Genomic DNA, 23,583 nt, shown 5'->3' on the forward strand with positions numbered 1-23,583 from the left:
GGCACGCTGCCGGAATGTGTGGCGGCAACAGAGGTGTCAGAACTTCTCTTTGCCGGACAGGTAGCGCCATTGGCCGACTGGTACCTTGCCGATCGACACGCCGCCGATGCGGATGCGGCGGATGCCGACGACCTTCAGGCCAACCGCTTCGCAGAACTGCGCGATGATCCCCGGCTGCGGGTTCTTCATGGCGAAGCGCAGGCGGTTTTCGTTCTGCCAGCTGGCCTTGACCGGCGGCAGCTCCTTGCCCTTGTGGGTCAGACCATGCTGCAGGCGATTGAGGCCGTGGGCAACCATGTCGCCTTCGACCTCGACCACGTATTCCTGCTCGATCTTGGCCGCATCGGCAGTCAGTTTGCGCAGCACTTTCCAGTCCTGGGTGAAAACCAGCAGGCCACTGGCCTTGGGCTGCAGGTCGGCGCTGGCGGTCAGACGCAGGAAGTGTCCGCGCAACGGCCGTTTGCCGTAGCGGTGCTCTTCGCTGAGGGTGTCGGCGCTGAGCGATTGCATGGCGGTGTCGACGGCCATACCGGCCGGCACGTTGAGCAGAATCGTGACCGGCTCCGGCGCGGTGGCCTTGGCGTCCTTGTCGAGTTCGACCTTCTGGTCGCCGACCTTGAACTGCGGTTCGTCGATCACTTCGCCGTCCACGGTGACCCAGCCGCCCTCGATGAACAGCTCGGCCTCCCGGCGGGAGCAACCGACCAGTTCGATGAGGCGTTTGGAGAGGCGAATCGGGTCAGTCATGACAGGGCCGTAACAAAAAAGGGGTGGGCATTGTACCTGCCTGGCGCCGGTTAAGCCCGGTTCCATTTGTAGGAGCTGCCGAAGGCTGCGATCTTTTGATCTTCACAAAGCAAAAGATCGCAGCCTTCGGCAGCTCCTACAGTGGGATTGTGGTGTGTCAGGCATGGCTGGAGCGCTGCTGGCTCTGGCGCAGGCGCATATGCAGCAGCGGGTACGGCTGGCCCATGCCGTCGACTTCCGAGCGGCCGATCACTTCAAAACCCTGTTTGAAGTAAAACCCCAGCGCCTGCGGGTTCTGTTCGTTGACGTCCAGTTCATCGGCATTCAGATGTTGCATGGCGTAATTCAGCAACTGCTTGCCCAGCCCCTGACCGCGATGCGCGGGATCGATGAACAGCATCTCGATCTTGCCCGCCGCGACCCCGGCGAATCCGGTGATGCGCTGCTGATGATCCTTGGTGCAGATCAGCATCACCGCATCCAGGTAACGGGTGAGCACCAGATTACGCAGCAATTCGATGTAGCTGTCCGGCAGAAAATCATGGGTCGCGCGGACCGAGGCCTCCCAGACCCGGGTCAGTTCCTGATAGTCGCTAAGTTTCGGCGTGTGAATGACCGAATGCTGACGCATGCCCGTCGCCTCTTTCCAGTGGATAAGCGGGATTCCTTCCCACAGCAAACAATAGCCGTAAAAAAGCCCCGCATCTCGTAAAAAGAGCGGGGCTTTTGATATCAGCGCAATCCCTGTAGGAGCTGTCGAGTGAAACGAGGCTGCGATCTTTTCAGATCAAAAGATCGCAGCCTTCGGCAGCGCCTACGGGTGTGCGGTGTTTAGATCTGCTCAGCCCACAGGTCGTATTCGTCAGCGTCAGTCACCTTGCACCAGACCTTGTCGCCCGGCTTGAGGTTGCTGCCGTTGTCGATGAACACGTTGCCGTCGATTTCCGGGGCATCGAAGAAGCAGCGGCCGACGGCGCCTTGCTCGTCGACTTCGTCCACCAGCACTTCGATCTCGCGGCCGATGCGCATTTGCAGGCGTGCCGAGCTGATCGCCTGCTGGTGCGCCATGAACCGCTCCCAACGATCTTGCTTGACGTCGTCCGGGACCACTTCCAGGTCCAGGTCATTGGCCGGCGCGCCATCGACTGGCGAATACTGGAAGCAACCGACGCGGTCGAGCTGGGCTTCGGTCAGCCAGTTGAGCAGGTACTGGAAATCTTCTTCGGTTTCGCCCGGGAAGCCGACGATGAAGGTCGAACGGATGATCAGGTCCGGGCAGATTTCACGCCAGTTCTTGATCCGCGCCAGGGTCTTGTCTTCGAACGCCGGGCGTTTCATCGCCTTCAGGACTTTCGGGCTGGCGTGCTGGAACGGGATGTCCAGGTACGGCAGGATCTTGCCGGCGGCCATCAGCGGGATCAGCTCGTCAACGTGCGGGTACGGGTAAACGTAGTGCAGACGCACCCACACGCCCAAGGTGCTCAGCGCTTCGCAGAGTTCGGTCATGCGGGTTTTCACCGGCGCGCCGTTCCAGAACCCGGTGCGGTATTTCACGTCGACACCGTAGGCGCTGGTGTCTTGCGAAATCACCAACAGCTCTTTGACGCCGGACTTGACCAGGCGCTGGGCTTCGTCGAGCACATCACCCACCGGACGGCTGACCAGTTTGCCGCGCATCGACGGGATGATGCAGAAGCTGCAGCTGTGGTTGCAGCCTTCGGAAATTTTCAGGTACGCGTAGTGGCGCGGGGTCAGCTTGATGCCTTGCGGCGGCACCAGGTCGATCAGCGGGTTGTGGTCCTGTTTCGGTGGCACCACTTCGTGCACCGCGTTGACCACTTGCTCGTACTGCTGCGGACCGGTCACGGCCAGCACGCTCGGGTGTACGTCGCGGATGTTGCCTTCTTCCACGCCCATGCAACCGGTGACGATGACCTTGCCGTTTTCCTTGATCGCTTCACCGATCACTTCCAGCGATTCAGCCTTGGCCGAGTCGATGAAACCGCAGGTGTTGACCACCACCACGTCGGCGTCCTGATAGGTGGACACCACGTCATAGCCTTCCATGCGCAGCTGGGTCAGGATGCGCTCGGAGTCGACCAGTGCTTTCGGGCAACCCAGAGATACAAAGCCAACCTTTGGATTGGCCGGCGCAGGAGTGGTGGACATGTCTAACCTCGGTGTTTTGTGACGTCGCTTGCCGTACGGAAAAGTCGACGGACGGGCGCTCAGGGTGCGCCTCTGATCAAAAAGTGCGCAATTCTAGCGATGAGCAACGCACTTGACCAGCTTTATGCAGGGAAATACGACGAGTGCTGCGCTATGCTTCGCGCCGTTGAGCTTTACCAATTTTTTACAGTCAACAAAACGTCTGTAACAACAGGTAAAACAGCGCATGCTGCACCATAAAGCATAGTGCTTCATTCAAAGAAGCCGGTTTGAGAATCAGGAGTGTTGGATGGGTCAGGCAAGTAGTCAGGCGGCGGGCGCCGAGCATTCGGCTGCAAAACCGCTGAGCATGCTGGTCGCGGCAGTCGGGGTGGTTTACGGCGACATCGGCACGAGCCCGTTGTACACCCTCAAAGAAGTGTTTTCCGGCGCATACGGCGTACCCGTCAATCACGATGGAGTGCTGGGCATTCTGTCGTTGATCTTCTGGTCGCTGATCTGGGTCGTTTCAATCAAATACATGATGTTCGTCCTGCGCGCCGACAACCAGGGCGAGGGCGGCATCATGGCGCTCACCGCACTGGCACGTCGTGCGGCGGGCAAGCGCAAGCGGTTGCGTTCGTTGCTGGTGGTTTGCGGGCTGATCGGCGCGGCGCTGTTTTACGGTGACAGCATGATCACCCCGGCGATTTCCGTGTTGTCGGCGATCGAAGGCCTGGGCCTCGCGTTCGACGGCATCGACCACTGGGTGGTGCCGCTGTCGCTGGTGGTGCTGGTCGGCTTGTTCCTGATCCAGAGCCACGGTACGGCGCGGATCGGCATTCTGTTCGGGCCGATCATGGTCACCTGGTTCCTGGTGCTCGGCGCCCTTGGGGCGTATGGCATCAGCCATTACCCGGAAGTGCTGCATGCGCTGAACCCGGTCTGGGCCGTGCGTTTCTTCATGGTGCACGCCGGCATGGGCGTGGCGATCCTCGGCGCGGTGGTACTGGCGCTGACCGGTGCTGAAGCGCTTTACGCCGATATGGGCCACTTCGGCCGCAAGCCAATTGCCCGTGCGTGGTTCCTGCTGGTGCTGCCGGCGCTGGTGCTGAACTACTTCGGTCAGGGCGCACTGCTGCTGGAAAACCCGGAAGCGGCACGTAACCCGTTCTACTTGCTGGCACCGAGCTGGGCACTGATTCCGCTGGTGGGGCTGTCGACCCTGGCCACGGTGATCGCTTCGCAAGCGGTGATTTCCGGTGCGTTTTCCCTGACCCGTCAGGCGATCCAGCTCGGCTACATCCCGCGCATGTACATCCAGCACACTTCCAGCGATGAACAAGGCCAGATCTACATCGGCGCGGTGAACTGGTCGCTGATGGTCGGCGTAGTGCTGCTGGTGCTCGGCTTCGAATCCTCAGGTGCACTGGCCTCGGCTTACGGCGTGGCGGTGACCGGCACGATGCTGATGACGACCATTCTGGTGTCGGCTGTCATGCTGCTGCTGTGGAAGTGGCCACCGATTCTCGCGGTGCCGGTGTTGATCGGTTTCCTGCTGGTGGACGGTTTGTACTTCGCCGCCAACGTGCCGAAAATCGTGCAGGGCGGTGCGTTCCCGGTGATCGCCGGTATTGCGCTGTTTGTGCTCATGACCACCTGGAAGCGCGGCAAGCAATTGCTGGTCGAGCGCCTGGATGAAGGCGCGCTGCCGCTGCCGATCTTTATCAGCAGCATCCGCGTGCAACCGCCGCACCGCGTGCAGGGCACTGCGGTGTTCCTCACCGCGCGTTCCGACGCCGTTCCGCACGCTTTGTTACACAACCTGCTGCACAACCAGGTGTTGCACGAGCAAGTGGTGCTGCTGACCGTGGTCTACGAAGACATCCCGCGCGTGCCGCCATCGCGACGCTTCGAAGTCGAGGCCCACGGCGAAGGCTTCTTCCGGGTGATCCTGCACTTCGGCTTCACCGACGAGCCGGACGTGCCGCAGGCGCTGAAACTGTGTCACCTGGAGGAACTGGACTTCAGCCCGATGCGCACCACCTACTTCCTCAGCCGCGAAACGGTGATCGCCTCGAAACTCGAAGGCATGGCCCGCTGGCGCGAGGCGCTGTTTGCGTTCATGTTGAAAAATGCCAACGGCAACCTGCGGTTCTTCAATCTGCCGCTCAACCGGGTGATTGAACTGGGGACGCAGGTGGAGATGTAGTTCTACATCCACTGAAAAGCCCCCGTCAGCCTTGTGGCTGGCGGGGGCTTTTTTGTGGGCGGCAACTTCTTTAAACCTCTACAGGCTTTCAGGTATCTCTGTTTCAGACTCGGTCTTCGTGCGCGCAGGTCGCGGTATCAATGCCTGGATCACATCATCAAGCAAAGCCTTGCCCATCACCGTCAGGTAATGCGCAGCCCAGGCATGGCGGTCGGTGTCTTTGATGAAGGCAGCGTCCTCGGCGAAGGATTTGGCGAGGGACAGCAGGTCGGAAGATTGGGACAGGGCATCGATGATCGGGATGCCGGCGCGGACGTTGAAGAACGCTTGATCCGAGTGGTAGAGGAAGGGGGTGCAGCCGATGGTTTTAACGTTTGCGGGTCCGTGCAGATCAGTTTCGGTCATCGTGTTACTCCTTGGTTCGAAGTGCCGTGACTTTCGTTACCACACGAAAGGGAGGCAACTGTACGCGGGGTGGTAAACCGGGAACCAAGGAAACCGGCACGCTCGAAAGCGTCCCACGCACAGCCGCCATTACTCGATGAGCGGGCTCTTGCGCTGGTTTCTCCGGGTTACCACACCCGATCGCTGAATGGGTCAGCGACGTCCGGAGAGTATCTCGTCAAAAAACCGCGCAATAGAGCCGCAAAGCGCCCGAACACGAGTTTCGGAGTTTGCCTACAAGGTCTGTGGGCGTCATCTGATATTGCGAAACTGGAAGTAAACGATACTAAACGTCTGACACGAACTGGCGTGTGCAAATGAGCGAGACGCGTATGACGGAATCATCGAAACAAGAAAAGCAGGATGATCTCGAGAACCTTCGGATTGAAGCGCAAGCTATGGAGCGATTGATCAACTTCGATCCGGCTCAAGCGATCAGCCATTACGATATGCGGGCAAGATACGCCTGCCGGGGCTAATGATTACTTGAGTCCAGCGCAATTCCCCTGTGGGAGCGAGCTTGCTCGCGAAGGCGTAGTGTCAGCCGGCGAATCTGTTGACTGACCCGCCGCATTCGCGAGCAAGCTCGCTCCCACAGGGAATTTAGCTGGAGGCTGGAATGTAAAAAGCCCCCGCAACCGTGAGGCTGCGGGGGCTTTTTTATCAGCTCAGATCACTCTGCCGGCTGATCCTTGCTCTGACGCTTTTCTATCAAGTCCACCAGACTTTTGGCCAGCGCCGGGTAGTTCTCGTCGAAGTGGTGGCCACCAGGCAGTTTCACTGCTTCGCCCACCGCAGTCTTGTCGGTGCAGCCGCTCTCGTCGGTCTCTTCGGCGCCGTAGATGCACACCACTTTGGCCGCTGGCAGCTTGGCCATTTCCGGGCCGGTGGCGGCTTCTTTGCCGGCGTTGCCGAGCCAGCCTTCGACTTCGATTTCGAAGCTGCCGGTGCGGGCGAAGGCCAGCAGGATGATGGCGTCGACGCGCTGCTGCTCGGTGTCCGGCAGGCGGTTGTAGATCGCCGGCAGGACGTCGGCACCGAACGAGTAACCGGTGAGGATGAAGCGCTTGGTGCCCCATTTCTGGCGGTAGTGCTGCATTAGCTCGGTCAGGTCCAGCGCGCTTTGCTCCGGGCTCTTGTGCTGCCAGTAGTAGCGCAGGGTATCGATGCCGACCACCGGGTAACCGATCTTGGCCATCTCGCCGGCCACGTCGCGGTCGAGGTCGCGCCAGCCGCCATCACCGGAAAGGAACAGGGTCACGGTGTCCTTGGCCTGACCGGCCGGCACTTCAACCACCGGGATCGCCAGACCACCGTTGGCCTTGTCGCCGCCGACGAGGATCTTGCGCAGTTCGTTGTTCAGCACTTGCGGCAGGTTGATGTCGTAGTCGCTGATGCTGGTTTCGGCGTTCGGTTGATCGCGCACGAAACCGGCGCTGGTGTCGTCCGGGTTGTCGTTCCACGCCACCAGCCAGTGGCCGTGGGCCGCGGATTTCGGCAGCAGGTGGGTGCAGCCAGGTTTTTCCAGGGCCAGGTCAACCGAGATGGCCTGGGCCTTGTCGTCCTTCTGCTCGGACAACCAGCGCCAGGCCAGTACCGCGCCAGGGCCGATCCCGCTGACCAGCGTGGCCGGGCCATTCAGTTCGCGCAGGCCGGTTTGCAGGGCGCGGCTCTGTTGCAGGCAGTCCTTGGGCAGAATCACCTGAACGATCTGCGCCGAGGCGCTGCGGCTCAGGGTGCTCAATTGGTTGTCGGTCAGCTTCTGGTCGTCATTGACCGCGACCAGCACCTGAGCCTTGGGCTGGGTGCCGGGAATGACGCGGGTCATGACCGTGCCGTCGGCAGCCGTCAGTGGTTGCAGTGTCGGTTGCGGTGCCGGGCGTTTGAGGTACCAGTAACCGCCGCCGGCAATCACGGCCAGCACGATCAGTGCGGCCAGGATGTACTTCAGGGAGCGTTGAATCATCAGCGTTTCACCAATCCAGTCAAGCCGCCCGCGATCAGGGCAGCAGTATCGGCCAGCGCCACCAGCGGATCGAGTCCGGCGGGCACTGCCATATAACGGGGTTCCCAGTCAGGCTGGAACTTGTCTTTGAAGCGGCGCAAGCCTTGGAAGTTGTACAGCTGCTCACCACGGCGGAAGACCATCGAGCCCAGACGCTGGGTCAGCGGTGCACCTCGCCGGGGTTGCAACCCCGACAACGGCACCATGCCCAGGCTGAAGCGCGCGTATCCGTGACTCTTATAGTGTTGAATCAGGCCGACCATGAGGAACTCCATGGTCAGCTTGGGGGCGTCCGGGTGCGAGCGCATCAGGTCGAGACTGGCCAGGTCATGGCTGTAAGTCTCGAGCAGGTTGGCGAACGCCACCGGGCGGCCTTCGAAGCGAATCACCGCAATGCGGAAATGCTTCAGGTAATCGTCGCTGAAACGGCCGAGGGAGAAGCCTTTCTCGCGCACGTTCTTGCCGGTCAGCCACGCATCGGAGATCTCTTTCAACTCATCCATTGGCGCCTGGCCCGGCTCATGGATCTCCAGCGACAGACCGTCGCGGGTGCCACGGTTCCAGGTGTAGCGCAGGTCCTTCATCTCCTTGCCCTTGGCCTCCAGGTCAAAGCGATGCAGATCGACCCGGGCTTCTTCGCCGAGCTTGATCGCGGTCAGGCCGATGTCCATGTAGTACGGCAGGTTTTCCGCACGTACCTGATAGAACACCGGACGGGTGTGATGGATGTCGCACAGGTCGCGGAACTGCCAGATCATCTCGGCACGCTGCTGGCCGGGGCCGATCGGGTCGTACAGCGCCACCAGGCTGCGGCCGCGACGGGCGTACATCAGGAACGCCTCGTCGTTGGGGTGAAACAGCAGCGCCTTGTCACCGGTCAGGGCGAGACCGCCATCGGGTTGCGACGAGGCCATCAGGATTTTCGCGGCGCGATCCAGTTCGTCCGGGGTGGGCAGATGAATCACCGGGCGTGCGGTGCGCAGCAGCCAGGTCAGGGCGATCACCAGCAACAGCACCGCCGCGCCGAGCAGCGAGCGCAGGCCGCGCGGGGCGTCAGCGTCGAGGGTGAACTGCCACCACAGTTGATGGCTGTAGGGCACGTCCTGATAGGCGAACAGCAGCAGCCAGGTCGAAGCGCCCAATACACACAGGCTGGCCACCAGATACAGCGGCGAGAACGGCAATTCGGTCAGGCGACTCGGACGATAGAACGAACGGCGGAACACCCCGAGCAGCGCCGCGGTGAGCGTCATCAGCGTGGCTTCTTCCCAGTCGAAGCCTTTGAGCAGCGAGAGCAGGGCGCCGACCAGCAACAGAATGGTGGTCAGCATCCACGCGGCCGACAGGCGACGGCGCAGGCCCTGAGCGAGCAACAGACACAACACGCCAATCAGGCTGGCGCCGAAGTGCGAGGCGTCGACCAGCCGATGCGGAATCAGAAACCCGATGTGTTCAAGGCGCGTATCGATCTCCGGGGTGGCACCGGAAAACAGCAGCACCACGCCGGACAGAAACACCAGCACCGCCAGAATCGGCGCGGCCAGACCGGACGCGGCGCGCATGGTCTGGGTCTGGAACAGGCGCTGGCCTTCGTTGATGAGCAAAAACAGGCAGGCCACCAGCAGCGGCAGCACCACGTAGATCAGGCGATACAGCAGCAGGGCGGCGGCCAGTGGCGCGGCCCCGAGGGTATCGGCGAACGCGGCGAGCAGGATCGCTTCGAAGACCCCGACACCTCCCGGTACATGGCTGAGGACGCCAGCGGCCAGGGCCAGCAGGTACACCAGCAGGAAGGCGCCGAACGGCGGGGCTTCCGGCAGCAGCAGATAGAGCACGGTGGCGGCGGCGGCGACGTCGAGGGCGGTGATGATCAGTTGCAGGAAGGTCAGGCGCCGGCCCGGCAGGCGCAATGTGCGGCGACCGACCCTGACCAGCAGGTTGTCGCGGTAAGGCTGTTCCGGCAGGCGGCGGCGATAGATGCCGACGGCCAGAATCGCGCCAAGCCCCAGCACCACCGCGGCGATCGTGCCGAGCAGGCCTTCTGACAAACCCAATGCAGTGGAGGCGGCGGGCAGGTCACTCAGGGTCGCGAGGGCGGCCAGCGGAGGCAGGGCACAACCCAGCGACAGGCTGGCGAACAGCGTCATGTGCGCGACTTCCGACGCCCCCAGACCATGTCGTGCATATAAACGGTAGCGCACCGAGCCGCCGGACAGCAGCGACAGGCCGATGGCGTTGCCAATCGCAAACGCGGTGAAGCCGCCCAGTGCCAGGGTGCGCGGCGGCAAGGCCACGCCAGCATAGCGGCTGGCCGACCATTCGTAGCCGAGCAATATGATGAAGCCGACCACCGTCGCACTCACGGCTCCCAGCAGGGCCGGTTTCGGCACGGCCAGGATCGAGTCATGCAGGGCGTAGAGATCGAGTTCGCTCAGCAGATGGCGGCAGGCAATCAGCGCAATGGCAAACAGCAGCAACGTGACCGCCAGACCGATCGGCTGGCGGTATTTGCTCAACCGATCCAGCAAGCGCAGGCGCTCGGGTTTGATCGGATGTTCTGCTGTGACGGTGTCTTGTGAATCAGACGAGTTGGCGCGCATCAATCACCTCTTGGATTGTGCGCGACAGGATGGAGGTATCCAGCCAAGTTACCAATCCCTGTAGAAAAAAATAATCACAAAATACTACGCCTCTCATCCGGGATCGGCGAGGGCGGGTCATGGATTGCAGACGTCTTGCCTGCGACTCAAGCATAGTCGCAACCGGGCGGGTCTGATGATCCTGAGCGTTTCACTGCAGCGTGACAGATCATTGTTGCGAAAGGACTTTTTCCACAGATACAAAAAAGGCCACTCTTTCGAGCAGCCTTTTTTGATGTTTGGTTGCGGGAGCCGGATTTGAACCGACGACCTTCGGGTTATGAGCCCGACGAGCTACCAGACTGCTCCATCCCGCGTCTGTGTGGCGGCATTCTACAGGCGAACGGCGAGGTGTCAACCGCTAATCCCGTAAAGGGTCAAATAAGTGTGAATTTGCGTCAAACGGTCGCAGCGCAACGGTAAGTTTCGGAAATGCAACGAATTCCTGCTCGCTCGGCTGCGCGTTTGATTGAAAAACAGACGCGCACAAAAAAGGCCACTCTTTCGAGTAGCCTTTTTTGATGTTTGGTTGCGGGAGCCGGATTTGAACCGACGACCTTCGGGTTATGAGCCCGACGAGCTACCAGACTGCTCCATCCCGCGTCTGTGTGGCGGCATTCTACAGGCGAACGGCGAGGTGTCAACCGCTAATCCCGTAAAGGGTCAAATAAGTGTGAATTTGCGTCAAACGGTCGCAGCGCAACGGTAAGTTTCGGAAATGCAACGAATTCCTGCTCGCTCGGCTGCGCGTTTGATTGAAAAACAGACGCGCACAAAAAAGGCCACTCTTTCGAGTAGCCTTTTTTGATGTTTGGTTGCGGGAGCCGGATTTGAACCGACGACCTTCGGGTTATGAGCCCGACGAGCTACCAGACTGCTCCATCCCGCGTCTGTGTGGCGGCATTCTACAGGCGAACGGCGAGGTGTCAACCGCTAATCCCGTAAAGGGTCAAATAAGTGTGAATTTGCGTCAAACGGTCGCAGCGCAACGGTAAGTTTCGGAAATGCAACGAATTCCTGCTCGCTCGGCTGCGCGTTTGATTGAAAAACAGACGCGCACAAAAAAGGCCACTCTTTCGAGTAGCCTTTTTTGATGTTTGGTTGCGGGAGCCGGATTTGAACCGACGACCTTCGGGTTATGAGCCCGACGAGCTACCAGACTGCTCCATCCCGCGTCTGTGTGGCGGCATTCTACAGAGGATCGCCGAAGTGTCAACCTTGAATCTGGATAAATCTGTTCCTGTTCAATCGCTTAGCGCTTTTTGCAGGGCGGGAGAAGGGACGCAGGGCAGGTGGGGCAAGGCTTTCAGCTCTATCGTCCAATGATTTTCGATTGAGAAAATAAATTCATTGTCGTTGTCCTACAGACTGAAAAGAACATTCGGACCACTGGTGCTATATACAGTTGTCAGTGAGATACTGCGTTTCCGGCTCACCATGTTGCTTTTTCTGTCATGACCCAGCGAAAAATCATCCACGTCGACTGTGACTGTTTCTACGCCGCCATCGAGATGCGCGACGACCCGAACCTGGCCGGCAAGCCGCTGGCGGTGGGCGGGTCGGCGGATCGGCGTGGAGTGATTGCAACCTGCAACTATGAAGCGCGGGCCTATGGTGTGCGCTCGGCAATGTCATCAGGCCATGCCTTGAAGCTGTGCCCCGACCTGACCATCGTCAAGCCACGCATGGAAGCCTATCGCGAAGCCTCGAAGGAAATTCATACGATCTTTCGCGATTACACCGACCTGATCGAACCGCTGTCGCTGGACGAAGCCTATCTTGACGTCTCCGACAGTGCGCATTTTGGCGGCAGCGCCACGCGTATCGCTCAGGATATCCGCCGGCGCGTTTCCAATCAGTTGCACATCACCGTGTCTGCGGGTGTGGCGCCGAACAAGTTTCTGGCCAAGATCGCCAGTGACTGGAAGAAGCCCAACGGGCTGTTCGTCATTACTCCGGATCAGGTGGAAGATTTCGTCAGCGGTTTGCCGGTGAGCAAGTTGCACGGCGTCGGCAAAGTCACCGCGGACAAGCTGGGCAAACTCGGCATCGCCGATTGCCTGCAATTGCGCGAGTGGGACAAGTTGGCGCTGGTGCGCGAATTCGGCAGTTTCGGTGAGCGACTCTGGAGTCTGGCCCGTGGGATTGATGACCGGCTGGTGCATAACGACAGTCGCCGTCAGTCAATCAGCGTGGAAAACACCTACGACGTCGATCTGCCGGATCTGCGAAGTTGCCTCGACAAGCTGCCGGAGCTGCTGGACACCCTGAAAACCCGCATGGAACGGATCGACAGCAGTTATCGGCCGGGCAAGCCGTTCGTCAAAGTGAAGTTTCACGATTTTACCCAGACCACACTGGAACAGGCCGGGGCAGGGCGGGATCTGGGCAGTTATCAGTTGATGCTGACGCAGGCATTCAATCGTGGCGGGAAACCGGTGCGCTTGTTGGGCGTGGGGGTCCGGCTGGAGGATTTGCGCGGTGGGTTTGAGCAGATGGAGTTGTTTGAGCGTTAAAAGTCAAAAGATCGCAGCCTGCGGCAGCTCCTACATTGGAATGCGTTCCCTGTAGGAGCTGCCGCAGGCTGCGATCTTTTAAGGCTTAATTCGGTCCCGGATCTGCCACCAGGCGCCCGGCATCCTTGGTCAGCGACTTGAGAAACTCGGCCTGCAACTCAGGATCGTTGCGCGTCAGTTCGATCAGGCTTTGCTCCAGCTCGCTGGCTTCTTCTTCCAGACCCAGCTCCGACAGGCGCTTGACCCGGTGGACCCACTGGCTCACTTCGTCGTCTTCCAGATCGTCGTAAATCAACCCGTGGGCTTCGAGCAACTTGCTGCGCAAATGACTGCTGATCGCCAGGGACGAATCGCTGTGCACGTCATCCTTGCCGTCTTCGACGCTGATTTGCAGCTTGCCGATATGATTCAGGTCATTTTCGGCGAACGGACTGTCCAGCAGGTTCAGGCGCAGCACGCCGTTGCGGTCAGTGGTCATGTCGAAGGTCTGCTTGCCAGCCTTGACCTGCACCGGGCGCTCGCTCCACGGCAGGCTCGAATATTCCGTGCGCTTGTCGCGCTGGACTTCATCGATACCGGCCAGGTTCTGTTGTGCACGACCGTGAGACTGCACGTTCATGAACGGGTTGACCCCGGCAATGCCGTAGTTCAGCCAGTCCTTGGTCACGCTGTCCGGCAGATTGCCCAAAGCGAACACATTGACCACATTGGCGCCGAGACCGGCAACCACCGCCACTGCGCCCAACGGAATCTCATAGATTTCGCGCCAGGGCTGGTAAGGCGTGTAGCGGTCGTAACGGCGTGTGACTTCGAACTCGGTGACTTCGAAGGTCTTCTGTTCGTTGATCTTCACACGTCGCTGCGGCAGCTCGAGCACCTTAGGCTCACCGACATCGATCTGCAGGCTGTGGTCGAGCAGTTTGCGCTCGACCCGCTCTTCGTGCTCGCTGCGCTGTGACATCTGATTGGCGCAGCCGCTGACCAGCAGGGCGCCGCACAAGGCGGCGCCACCGAGGCCCAAGGTGTTTCGCTTGAACATGAGGTCTCTATCTGGATTCAGCGGCGGATACGGGCCTGAAGGAAGGACAGCACATCGGCGACCGGCAGCGCTTGCGCTTCGGCCTCGGTGCGGCTCTTGTATTCCAGGTTGCCTTCGGCGAGGCCGCGGTCACTGACCACGATCCGGTGAGGAATGCCGATCAGCTCCATGTCCGCAAACTTGATGCCCGGGCTGGTTTTCTTGTCGCGATCGTCCAGCAACACTTCGAAACCGGCCGCCGTCAGTTCTGCGTACAGCTTGTCAGTGGCTTCGCGCACCTGCTCGGTTTCATAGCGCAGCGGTACCAGGGCGATCTGGAACGGCGCCAGGGTGTCGCTCCAGATGATGCCTTTGTCGTCGTTGTTCTGCTCGATGGCGGCAGCGACCACGCGGGATACGCCGATACCGTAGCAACCCATCTCCAGCGTGACCGGCTTGCCGTTCTCGCCCAGCACTTCGCACTTCATCGCCTTGCTGTACTTGTTGCCCAGCTGGAAGATGTGCCCGACTTCGATGCCGCGCTTGATTTCCAGCGTGCCTTTGCCGTCCGGGCTTGGGTCGCCGGCCACGACGTTACGCAGGTCGGCGACGGTCGGAACCGGCAGATCGCGCTCCCAGTTCACGCCGAAGTAGTGCTTGTCGTCGATGTTCGCACCGATGCCGAAGTCGCTCATCAGTTCGACCGAGCGATCGATGATGATCGGCAGTGGCAGGTTCAGCGGGCCGAGGGAACCGGCGCCGGCGCCAATGGCGTCACGCAGTTCGGCATCGGAAGCCATGACCAGCGGGCTGGCGACGCCTGGCTGGTTGGCCGCCTTGATTTCGTTGAGCTCGTGGTCGCCACGGATGATCAGGGCAATCAGCTTGCCTGGCTCTTCGGCGTGGACGATCAGGGTCTTGATGGTCTTTTCAATCGGCAGATTGAATTTTTCCACCAGCGCGGCAATGGTCTTGGTCTCCGGGGTGTCGACCAGGCGCAGCTCTTCGGCCGGTGCCGGACGCGAGGTTTCGCGTGGCACGGCTTCGGCTTTCTCGATGTTCGCCGCGTAGTCGGAACCGTTGCTGAAGACGATGTCGTCTTCGCCGGACTCGGCCAGCACGTGGAACTCGTGAGAGCCAGCGCCACCGATCGAACCATTGTCGGCCTCAACCGGACGGAACTTCAGGCCCAGGCGGGTGAACACGTTGCAGTACGCCTGATGCATGCGGTCGTAGGTGACCTGCAGCGAAGCCTGATCGGCGTGGAACGAGTAGGCGTCCTTCATGATGAATTCACGACCACGCATCAAGCCGAAGCGTGGGCGGATTTCGTCACGGAACTTGGTCTGGATCTGGTACAGGTTGATCGGCAGCTGCTTGTAGCTGCTCAATTCGTTGCGCATCAGATCGGTGATCACTTCTTCGTGAGTCGGGCCCGCGCAGAAGTCGCGACCGTGGCGGTCTTTGATGCGCAGCAGCTCAGGGCCGTATTCTTCCCAGCGCCCCGATTCCTGCCACAGCTCGGCCGGTTGGGTGCTCGGCATCAACACTTCAAGAGAACCGGCAGCGTTCATTTCTTCGCGAACGATGGCTTCAACCTTGCGCATTACCCGCAAGCCCATCGGCAGCCAGGTGTACAGGCCCGAAGCGAGTTTGCGAATCATGCCGGCGCGCAGCATCAGCTGGTGGCTGACGACGACCGCATCGGAAGGCGTTTCTTTCTGTGTGGCGAGCAAAAATTGACTGGTGCGCATGGTTGGCCGTTGTCGGTTGCTATGACTGGAAATGACGGAGCAGTGTACCGGCGAGATTTGCCGACGTACAGGATTGCGCTTGGTGGTGAGGCTCGACGGCGGGAATCCTCCCGCCGTATCTGAAATGTCCTACGACTCTTCGACGACGGAGGTCGGTGCAGGCTCGGGCGTTGGCGTCGGGCCCGCACGGCGATTTTCCTGGAACCAGTGCAGGGCGATCAGCACCAGCGTCGGCACCCCGAGCAGCGCGGTGATCATGAAGAAGTTGTGGTAGCCGAACTTCTCGACCATGACACCGGAGTAACCGCCCATCAGGCGCGGTAGCAACAGCATGATCGAACTGAGCAGGGCGTACTGGGTGGCCGAGAACTTGAGGTTGGTCAGGCTCGACAGGTAGGCGACGAACGCCGAGGTTGCGAGCCCGGAACTGAAATTGTCGAGGGAGATGGTCACCACCAGCATTTGCAGGTTCGGCCCCATGTCGGCCAGCATCACAAACAGCAGGTTGGTCGCCGCCGAAGCCGCGCCACCGATGAACAGGATCGGCAGGATGCCGAACCGCACGATCAGCAGGCCGCCCATGCCGGCACCGACGAGGGTCATGATCAGGCCAAAAATCTTGCTCACGCTGGCGATCTGATCCTTGGTGAAGCCCTGGTCGATGTAGAAAACGTTGGCCATCACGCCCATTACCGTGTCGGACATCCGATACGTGGCGATCAGTCCGAGCAGCAGCAACGCCTGCCAGCGGTAGCGCAGGATGAAGTCGTTGACCGGCGTCAGCACTGGCGCCAGGCCGCGACGGCCCATGGTCGACAGGCACAGGCCGGTGAGCAGGGTATAGAGGATTGCACGCAGGAAGGCGCGGTCTTCGAGCAGCAGGTCGAGCGGACTCATCTGACCGAACAGTACGCTGGCGAAATCGGTGTTGTAGAGCTGAGTGAACATTGCCGGAACCGACACCAGCAACACGATCAGCACGAATACCGAGGCCAGTTGATGGACGAAGCTGTAGCGACCGGCCTGCAACTGCGTGCGCAATGGCACGGGCGGTTCGCGCATCAGCAGCGAGGTCAGCAGGGCAGGTACCATCAACACCCCGAACAGGGCGTAGGTGCCGGTCCAGGCTGAATGTTGGTAGTTGAAGCCGGTGGAACCGAAGCCTTCGGCGAAGAACAGCGCGCCCGCCGTGGCCAGCAGGGCGGCGACGCGGTAGCCGGACATGTAACTGGCGGCCAGTGCGGCCTGACGGCTGTCGTCGGCGATTTCCAGGCGATAGGCGTCGACCGCGATATCCTGGGTGGCGGAGGCAAAGGCGACGATAACGGCAATGGCGATCAGCCAGGACAGGTGTTTCTGCGGATCACAGAAGCCCATGCCAATCAGACCCAGAATCACTAACGACTGCGAGAGCACCAGCCACGAACGGCGGCGGCCGAGCTTGCCCAATAAAGGCAGGCGCCATTGGTCGAGCAGCGGTGACCAGACCCATTTGAAGGCGTAGGCCAGGCCGATCAGGCTGGCGTAGCCGATGGTCTCACGGGCAACGCCGGCTTCGCGCAGCCAGACGGACAGCGTCGAAAACACCAGCATGTACGGCAGGCCGGCAGCAAAACCGAGCAACAACAGCACGAGCGTCGAAGGACTGGCATAGGCGGCTAGCGCGGCGCGCCAGGTTTTACGGGGCATGGGCTGAAGTCTGCCTCAAGATTGCGAAAACAAAGCGCGCACTCTAACCGCTGTGCTCTATCGGACGCCAGCCATGGCGCTGAATATCCACACGATTGTTCAGGATGGTGACGCCTTCAGAACGTAATCGTGCCCGTTGTTCGTCCCCCGAAGGGCTGCCCAGCGGCAGGCTGATCCGACCGCCGGCACCCAATACCCGGTGCCACGGCAGTCTGGTATCGGCGGGTAGTTGGCTGAGGGTCCGGCCAACCCAGCGGGCGGCACGCCCCAGACCCGCGAGTTCGGCCAGCTGACCATAGCTGACCACTTTGCCTTCAGGTACTTGGGCAAGGGTCGAATAAAGCGCCGTGCGTCGGATTTGCACTTCGCTTTCATCGGGAGGGTTCGGCTCTTTCACCGGTGCGGTTCCTGAACATCAGTCGTGTGGATGGGCTTAAGCGTAATCGCTCGTCGGCCAGATGAGAAATGAACTCAATGGAAATCGTCCGGTCAGTCCTTGTCAGGGTCTTATTCCTCCGGATAATGCCGACCTTTTTCGCAAACTTGAGCCCTTGAACTGCTTATGCTGTCCAGAACCCTGCTGTGCCTTGCTGTTTTCAGTGCGTCTACGCCCCTGCTTGCCGACACCGTCTGGTTGAAGAACGGTGACAAATTGAGCGGCAAGATTTCCGTTTTCGATGGCGGCAAATTGCTGATTCAGACCCAGTACGCGGGTGCGGTCACCATTGACTGGAAAGAGGTCAAGACCCTGCAGAGCGATCAGGAACTGCTGGTCAAACAGGACGCCTACAACGGTGAAAAGGCCAAGTCGCTGACCGCCGCCGATGACGGCAAGGTCACTCTGGCCAACGGCGAGGCGCCGAAAACCGTCGAGCTGGCGAGTATCCAGCAGATTCTCAAACCGAAACCGGTGGTCGAAGATCTGGTGTGGAAAGGCAATATCGGTCTGGCGATGGACTATCAGCGGGCGGAAAAGGACACCGACGATTACGACATCGACTTCAAGACCACGGCACGTCATGGTCGCTGGCGGCACACTGCCGAGGGCGAATACAACCGCGAGGTGCAGGACGACGAAGTCACCACCAATAACTGGCGCGCTGAATACGCGCTCGACCGTTTCCTCACCGACAAGTGGTTCTGGCAGGGGCGCCTGAACTACAAGCGTGATTACGTTGAAGAGCTGTCACGTCAGCGCGTGGTCGGTACCGGTCCGGGCTACCAGTTCTGGGATGACGAGCTGGGGGCGTTCTCGCTCGGCTCGCTGCTCAACCGCACCGATTACGAGTACAGCGATGGCGGCAAGGACAATTTCTATTCGGTCGCCATGAAGTGGGATTACAACCGCTACCTGATTGGCAAGAAGGTCGAGTTCTTCACCAACGGCGAACTGGGCAAGCCGCTGTCGGATGTGGCCAATTACGCGCTGGATGCCGAGATGGGGCTGCGTTACAAGGTCACTGACTGGGCGTCGCTCAATCTCAAGGCCGAGCGCGACATCATCAGTGGCACGAAGGACGCAGATTTGAACAAGACCCGCTACACCGCAGGGTTTGGCGTGGCCTGGTAAGGCACAAGCAAAAGATCGCAGCCTGCGGCAGCGCCTACAGGGGAATGGTATTTATCCCGTAGGAGCTGCCGCAGGCTGCGATCTTTTTTTGCGTCTGGAAAACAGACACCCACAAAAAAGCCCCGCTTTTGAGGGCGGGGCTCTTTTCTAAAGAAGCTACAAGTTAGATAACTTGTACTTCTTCAGCTTGCATGCCTTTCTGACCGCGGGTAGCGATGAAAGAAACCTGTTGGCCTTCTTTCAGGCTTTTGAAGCCGTCGGATTGGATAGCTTTGAAGTGAACGAACAGGTCGTCACCGGATTGTGGAGTGATGAAGCCGAAGCCTTTTTCATCGTTGAACCACTTAACGGTACCGGTTTGGCGATTAGACATGGTGTAACTCCTTGAACAAAGATAACTGCGACTCAGGAAGAACCCTGGCCGAGACTGAGTGCAAAGAGCAGGAAAAATTCTTGTAGATGGTTGGATCGAAATTCAACATATCGTGTAGAGATTCTCAGTGACACAAGCAGCACAGTGGCGCCACCTTAACCCTTTTTCCGGAACGTGCCAATGCTTCTTGCGAAGGTTTCTCTGTTTTAAGGATCGGCGGTGTGACGCTTCGTCGCCAGGACGCGTATTTCCAGCGTGTTCGCCGAGAATTGCAGCGCACACTTTGAACCCGGCGGCGCGCCCGGTAAGATGCCGGACAGATTTTTTCCACCTCGCTATTCAGGACACCCGCCATGAGCATCAAATCGGACAAGTGGATTCGCCGCATGGCGCAGGAACACGGCATGATCGAGCCTTTCGTCGAGCGCCAGGTGCGCGGCAGCGACGACAGCCGTGTGATCTCCTACGGTGTGTCGAGCTACGGCTACGATGTGCGTTGCACCAACCATTTCAAGGTGTTCACCAACATCAATTCTGCGATCGTCGACCCGAAAAACTTCGACGCCGGCAGCTTTGTCGACATCCACAGCGACGTCTGCATCATTCCGCCGAACTCCTTCGCCCTGGCCAGCACCGTCGAGTACTTCCGCATTCCGCGCAACGTATTGACCATCTGCCTGGGTAAAAGCACCTATGCGCGTTGCGGCATCATCGTCAACGTCACCCCGCTCGAGCCTGAGTGGGAAGGTCATGTGACGCTGGAGTTTTCCAACACCACCAACCTGCCGGCGAAGATTTACGCCAACGAAGGTGTGGCGCAAATGCTGTTCCTCGAATCCGACGAACAATGCGAAGTTTCCTATAAGGATCGCGGCGGCAAGTATCAAGGCCAGCGTGGCGTGACCCTGCCGCGTACCTGATCCGTCCGGCAGTTCGCGGGAATTCTTTGGCGGGCAGGCACTCTATGGGGTGTACTGCCCGTTTTTGCTTCTGGCAAAACGGGCCTTCGCCGAGGAGGTTGCATGAAGATCGATCCGCATATCACCGCCGAACTGGCAAGGCTTGAGCCCAATCAGGTTGGCGTTTTGGCCTGGTCATTGTTGGCACACCCGGCTTTCCATATGGCTGGCGGCATTCCCGGTCAGCCTGATCCCGATACTCCCAACGAACAACCGACCGAACCGGGCGAGCCGACGCTGCCGGACGAGCCGCCACCCGCGCCAGTGGCTTGAGCCGCTGCCCGATCATGGCCAGTTGGCCGAGGTGTGCCCTGTACCTCAGCTGACTGGCCATATTTCGTTGTCACCGACGACGAAAATCCTGCAGTTGCCATCTTTCTCTACCGCAAAGCCGCCGGTAAACGCGCCAAACGCTGGCAGCAGGCTCAAACCTTCGCCCAGCCGGAAGCACGCCAGACGCAAGCGCTGCCGCCCTTTGCCGTTAAGCCGATAGACGGGATGCACGTGCCCGGCCAGCACATGCCGTTCCGGGTGCGGGTCGGGTTCGTGTTGCAAGGCAAACGGCCCGAGCAGCATCGGTTCCGGAACCACGCGGATATTCAGTGCCGCTGGCGGGTCCCCGGCGCGTTTGTCGTGGTTGCCGCGAATCAGTGTCATCGGCAGATCCGCGTGACGTGCGCGCCATTCGGCCAAGGCATTGAGCGTGCCCGCCGAATGCGAGCCGGGACCGTGCAGAAAGTCACCGAGGAAAATCAGCTGCCGGCAGGGCAGCCTCGCCAGCAAACGGTCGAGCACTTCGATGTTCGCCGTCGTGGTGCCTTGTGGCACCGGCTGGCCGAGGCTGCGGTACGCCGCAGCCTTGCCGAAATGCACGTCGGCGATCAGCAGCGCTTGCTGCGCTGGCCAGTACAGAGCCTTTTCCGGCAGCAGCCAGAGTTCCTCGCCGGCCAGGCGCACGGGATACGCTGCACTCATGAGGCTTGACCCTTGTCGGCGGATTGCTCCAGATCGCCGACCATGCGCCGGATGCGATCGGCAAGTTTTTCCGAGCTCATGCTTTCGCGCATGCGCTCCACCAGCAACGGAAAGCCCAGCGGTGTAGGCCGTTTGATCAGGTGCATGTCCAGTTTCATCCGGTTGATTCGCTCCAATGTCTGTTCCAGACGACGGATATCCAGTTCTTCCCGCAAGACTTCTTCCCCGGCCTGGGCCAGCAGCAGGTTGTCGGCGTCGTATTGCTTGAATACTTCGAAGAACAATCCGCTGGAGGCCTGCACCTGACGGGTACTTTTCGGTGCGCCGGGATAGCCGGCGAACACCAGCCCGGCGATTCGCGCAATTTCGCGAAAGCGCCGCAACGCCAGCTCCCCGGCATTCAGGCTGGCGAGCACGTCGCGCAGCAGCTGCTCGGGGCTGAGCAGTGCTGCATCGAATTGCCCGGACCAATCGACCGGTGTGGCGCTGAGCAACTCCAGCCCGTAATCATTGACCGCAATCGAAAACGTCAGCGGCTGGCGCTGGCTCATGCGCCACGCCAACAGGCTGGCGAGCCCCAAATGCACCTGGCGCCCGGCAAACGGGTAGAGGAAAAGATGCCAGCCTTCGCGGGATTTCAGCACCTCCGCCAACAGACTGTCGGAAGTGGGCAGACCCGACCAGCGCGCCTGGGTTTGCAGCAACGGTTGCAGCGCGTGCATTTCCGGGCCGACAAACTCACCCCGCGCGGCTGCTGTGAAGCGACTGACCACGGCGGCGGCCAATTCGTTGGAAAGCGGCATCCGCCCGCCATTCCAGCGCGGCACGGCGGCTTTCTTTGCGGTGCTGCGTTTGACGTACGCGGTCATGTTTTCCACCCGCACCAATTCCAGCAAGCGTCCGGCGAACAGAAAGCCGTCACCCGGTTTCAGCCGCGCAATAAAACCTTCCTCGACGCTGCCCAATTGCTTGCCGCCGCCACCCTTGCTCCAGAATTTCAGATGGATGCTCGCATCGCTGACGATGGTGCCGATGCTCATGCGATGACGGCGGGCGAGCCGTGCATCGGGGACGCGCCAGACGCCGTTTTCGTCCGGTTCGACCCGGCGGTAATCCGGATAGGCTGTCAGAGACAGCCCGCCGTGACGTACGAACGCCAGCGCCCAGGCCCAGTCCGCCAGCGTCAGGTCTCGATAAGCCCAGGCACCACGGACTTCTTCGTACAGCGCCTCCGGAATAAAGCCACCGCCCAGCGCCATGCTGACCAGATGCTGCACCAGCACATCCAGCGGTTGGTGCGGCGACAGGCGCGGTTCGATGAGTCGCTGCGCCACGGCATCGCGTGCGGCGACGGCTTCGATCAGTTCCAGGCTGTGGGTCGGCACCAGCGTCACTCGCGAGGTGCGCCCCGGCGCGTGACCGGAGCGCCCGGCGCGTTGCATCAGCCGCGCCACGCCCTTGGCCGAGCCGATTTGCAACACCCGCTCGACGGGCAGAAAGTCCACGCCCAGATCCAGGCTCGAGGTGCAGACTACGGCTTTCAACTGCCCGTCCTTCAACGCTTGCTCGACCCAGTCGCGGGTCTCGCGGGCCAGCGAACTGTGGTGCAGTGCGATCAACCCGGCCCAGTCAGGCCGCGCTTCGAGCAACGCCTGATACCAGATCTCCGACTGCGCGCGGGTGTTGGTGAAGACCAGGCTGCTGGCGCAGGCGTCGAGTTCGGCGACAACCTGCGGCAGCATCTTCAGACCAATGTGCCCGGCCCACGGAAAACGTTCGATGGCGGGCGGGATCAAGGTGTCGACCTTGAGTGATTTTTCGCTCTGGCCCTGCACGCTGATCCCGCCGCCCTGTGGGATCAGCACCTGTTCGGCGTGAGCTTGATTACCGAGGGTCGCGGACACGCCCCAGACGATCAGTTCCGGTTGCCAGTGGCGCAGGCGGGCGAGGGCCAGTTGCAGCTGTACGCCGCGTTTGTTGCCGAGCAGTTCGTGCCATTCATCGACGACGATCATGCGCAGGCTCGACAGTGCGGTTTGTGCGTCGGCGCGGGCGAGCAGCAGGGTCAGGCTTTCCGGGGTGGTGATCAGCGTGGTCGGCAGGCGTCGGCCCTGGCGTGCGCGTTCAGCGCTGCTGGTGTCGCCGGTGCGCAGACCGATGCTCCATGGAATCTGCAAATCAGTGACGGGCGTTTGCAGGGCACGCGCGGTGTCGGCAGCGAGGGCGCGCATCGGCGTGATCCACAACACGGTCAGCGGTTCGGCTGGCGCTTTGCGTTTTTTGCTGTCTGCAACGCTGGGTTTGATGCGGGCGAAGCGGTTGAGCGCGGCGAACCACACCGCATAGGTTTTACCGGCGCCTGTGCTGGCGTGGAGCAACCCCGACTGACCTTGTTTGACGGCGGCCCACACCTGCTTTTGAAAGGCGAACGGCTTCCAGTTGCGTGCGTTGAACCAGGTTTTTGCGAGGTCGGTGGAGGTGGGCATACCGGCGGCGTGCGCTCTGAACGTGTTCCTTCAGTGACCGCGCCGACT

The 23,583-nt window shown here is 60.5% G+C and carries 19 protein-coding genes and 4 tRNA genes; 6 read left to right on the forward strand and 17 right to left on the reverse strand.

From position 1 onward, the window contains the following. Nucleotides 1-36: 36 nt before the first annotated feature. From HXW87_RS09960 to rimO, 3 genes are all read right to left on the reverse strand, one after another. Nucleotides 37-747, reverse strand: coding sequence for an rRNA pseudouridine synthase (locus tag HXW87_RS09960; protein ID WP_182403988.1), 711 nt, complete (start codon nucleotides 745-747; stop codon nucleotides 37-39). A gap of 157 nt (nucleotides 748-904) precedes the next feature. After that, complete coding sequence (locus HXW87_RS09965) at nucleotides 905-1,378, reverse strand: GNAT family N-acetyltransferase (protein WP_047292000.1); 474 nt, start codon at nucleotides 1,376-1,378, stop codon at nucleotides 905-907. Between the two features lie 200 nt (nucleotides 1,379-1,578). Then, on the reverse strand, nucleotides 1,579-2,916 hold the full coding sequence (rimO, locus tag HXW87_RS09970) for a 30S ribosomal protein S12 methylthiotransferase RimO (protein WP_239778841.1): 1,338 nt from the start codon (nucleotides 2,914-2,916) through the stop codon (nucleotides 1,579-1,581). A gap of 289 nt (nucleotides 2,917-3,205) precedes the next feature. Between rimO and HXW87_RS09975 the strand changes: the two genes are divergently transcribed. Further along, nucleotides 3,206-5,107: a potassium transporter Kup gene (locus HXW87_RS09975; protein ID WP_047292004.1), complete on the forward strand. Its 1,902-nt coding sequence runs from the start codon at nucleotides 3,206-3,208 to the stop codon at nucleotides 5,105-5,107. A gap of 78 nt (nucleotides 5,108-5,185) precedes the next feature. Here the strand turns inward: HXW87_RS09975 and HXW87_RS09980 are convergent, their stop codons facing one another. Then, nucleotides 5,186-5,512, reverse strand: a complete 327-nt coding sequence (locus HXW87_RS09980) for a DUF3077 domain-containing protein (RefSeq protein ID WP_047292006.1) — start codon at nucleotides 5,510-5,512, stop codon at nucleotides 5,186-5,188. Between the two features lie 356 nt (nucleotides 5,513-5,868). Here HXW87_RS09980 and HXW87_RS09985 point away from each other — a divergent pair, with 356 nt between their 5' ends. Continuing rightward, nucleotides 5,869-6,030, forward strand: coding sequence for a hypothetical protein (locus HXW87_RS09985; RefSeq protein WP_179294938.1), 162 nt, complete (start codon nucleotides 5,869-5,871; stop codon nucleotides 6,028-6,030). Between the two features lie 194 nt (nucleotides 6,031-6,224). Here the strand turns inward: HXW87_RS09985 and HXW87_RS09990 are convergent, their stop codons facing one another. The 6 genes from HXW87_RS09990 to HXW87_RS10015 all read right to left on the reverse strand — a co-directional run bounded on the left by HXW87_RS09990 (nucleotide 6,225) and on the right by HXW87_RS10015 (nucleotide 11,370). Next, on the reverse strand, nucleotides 6,225-7,517 hold the full coding sequence (locus HXW87_RS09990) for an AcvB/VirJ family lysyl-phosphatidylglycerol hydrolase (protein ID WP_239778842.1): 1,293 nt from the start codon (nucleotides 7,515-7,517) through the stop codon (nucleotides 6,225-6,227). Then, a complete protein-coding gene (gene mprF, locus HXW87_RS09995; RefSeq protein ID WP_047292010.1) occupies nucleotides 7,517-10,156 on the reverse strand; it encodes a bifunctional lysylphosphatidylglycerol flippase/synthetase MprF in 2,640 nt (879 codons plus the stop codon). Before mprF ends, HXW87_RS09990 begins: the two co-directional genes overlap by 1 nt. A gap of 279 nt (nucleotides 10,157-10,435) precedes the next feature. Continuing rightward, nucleotides 10,436-10,512, reverse strand: a tRNA-Met gene (locus HXW87_RS10000). Between the two features lie 209 nt (nucleotides 10,513-10,721). Next, a tRNA-Met gene (locus tag HXW87_RS10005) sits at nucleotides 10,722-10,798 on the reverse strand. A 209-nt stretch (nucleotides 10,799-11,007) separates the two neighbouring features. Continuing rightward, nucleotides 11,008-11,084: transfer RNA gene (locus tag HXW87_RS10010), tRNA-Met, on the reverse strand. A gap of 209 nt (nucleotides 11,085-11,293) precedes the next feature. Next, nucleotides 11,294-11,370, reverse strand: a tRNA-Met gene (locus HXW87_RS10015). A gap of 279 nt (nucleotides 11,371-11,649) precedes the next feature. Between HXW87_RS10015 and dinB the strand changes: the two genes are divergently transcribed. Next, nucleotides 11,650-12,711 (forward strand): DNA polymerase IV, encoded by a 1,062-nt coding sequence (gene dinB, locus HXW87_RS10020; protein WP_239778843.1) that lies wholly within the window; start codon nucleotides 11,650-11,652, stop codon nucleotides 12,709-12,711. Nucleotides 12,712-12,796: 85 nt separating this feature from the next. Here the strand turns inward: dinB and HXW87_RS10025 are convergent, their stop codons facing one another. From HXW87_RS10025 to HXW87_RS10040, 4 genes are all read right to left on the reverse strand, one after another. After that, the gene (locus HXW87_RS10025) at nucleotides 12,797-13,750 is read right to left on the reverse strand and encodes a hypothetical protein (protein WP_047292014.1); all 954 of its coding nucleotides are present in this window, start codon (nucleotides 13,748-13,750) and stop codon (nucleotides 12,797-12,799) included. Between the two features lie 17 nt (nucleotides 13,751-13,767). Beyond that, on the reverse strand, nucleotides 13,768-15,483 hold the full coding sequence (locus HXW87_RS10030; protein ID WP_121184077.1) for a proline--tRNA ligase: 1,716 nt from the start codon (nucleotides 15,481-15,483) through the stop codon (nucleotides 13,768-13,770). 129 nt (nucleotides 15,484-15,612) lie between these two features. Next, on the reverse strand, nucleotides 15,613-17,172 hold the full coding sequence (locus tag HXW87_RS10035) for an AmpG family muropeptide MFS transporter (protein WP_041070722.1): 1,560 nt from the start codon (nucleotides 17,170-17,172) through the stop codon (nucleotides 15,613-15,615). A 43-nt stretch (nucleotides 17,173-17,215) separates the two neighbouring features. Further along, on the reverse strand, nucleotides 17,216-17,569 hold the full coding sequence (locus HXW87_RS10040) for an MGMT family protein (protein ID WP_239778844.1): 354 nt from the start codon (nucleotides 17,567-17,569) through the stop codon (nucleotides 17,216-17,218). 165 nt (nucleotides 17,570-17,734) lie between these two features. On the opposite strand from HXW87_RS10040, the gene HXW87_RS10045 reads away from it, so the two are divergent. Next, nucleotides 17,735-18,742, forward strand: a complete 1,008-nt coding sequence (locus HXW87_RS10045) for a DUF481 domain-containing protein (protein ID WP_095667354.1) — start codon at nucleotides 17,735-17,737, stop codon at nucleotides 18,740-18,742. 163 nt (nucleotides 18,743-18,905) lie between these two features. On the opposite strand, the gene HXW87_RS10050 is transcribed toward HXW87_RS10045, so the two are convergent. Next, nucleotides 18,906-19,115, reverse strand: coding sequence for a cold-shock protein (locus tag HXW87_RS10050; protein ID WP_002554837.1), 210 nt, complete (start codon nucleotides 19,113-19,115; stop codon nucleotides 18,906-18,908). Nucleotides 19,116-19,468: 353 nt separating this feature from the next. On the opposite strand from HXW87_RS10050, the gene dcd reads away from it, so the two are divergent. Together dcd and HXW87_RS10060 are read left to right on the forward strand one after the other, a co-directional pair. Then, nucleotides 19,469-20,035: a dCTP deaminase gene (gene dcd, locus HXW87_RS10055; protein ID WP_003222308.1), complete on the forward strand. Its 567-nt coding sequence runs from the start codon at nucleotides 19,469-19,471 to the stop codon at nucleotides 20,033-20,035. A 102-nt stretch (nucleotides 20,036-20,137) separates the two neighbouring features. Next, nucleotides 20,138-20,347 carry a hypothetical protein gene (locus HXW87_RS10060; protein WP_047292047.1) on the forward strand — a complete coding sequence of 70 codons (210 nt, stop codon included), beginning with the start codon at nucleotides 20,138-20,140 and terminating at the stop codon, nucleotides 20,345-20,347. 45 nt (nucleotides 20,348-20,392) lie between these two features. On the opposite strand, the gene pdeM is transcribed toward HXW87_RS10060, so the two are convergent. Both pdeM and HXW87_RS10070 read right to left on the reverse strand, forming a co-directional pair. After that, nucleotides 20,393-21,049 (reverse strand): ligase-associated DNA damage response endonuclease PdeM, encoded by a 657-nt coding sequence (gene pdeM / locus HXW87_RS10065; protein ID WP_047292049.1) that lies wholly within the window; start codon nucleotides 21,047-21,049, stop codon nucleotides 20,393-20,395. Continuing rightward, nucleotides 21,046-23,535, reverse strand: a complete 2,490-nt coding sequence (locus tag HXW87_RS10070) for a ligase-associated DNA damage response DEXH box helicase (protein ID WP_239778845.1) — start codon at nucleotides 23,533-23,535, stop codon at nucleotides 21,046-21,048. Before HXW87_RS10070 ends, pdeM begins: the two co-directional genes overlap by 4 nt. Nucleotides 23,536-23,583: the final 48 nt, after the last annotated feature.

This window comes from Pseudomonas sp. Y5-11 (assembly GCF_022368695.1).
GTDB classification, from domain to species: Bacteria; Pseudomonadota; Gammaproteobacteria; order Pseudomonadales; family Pseudomonadaceae; genus Aquipseudomonas; species Aquipseudomonas parakoreensis.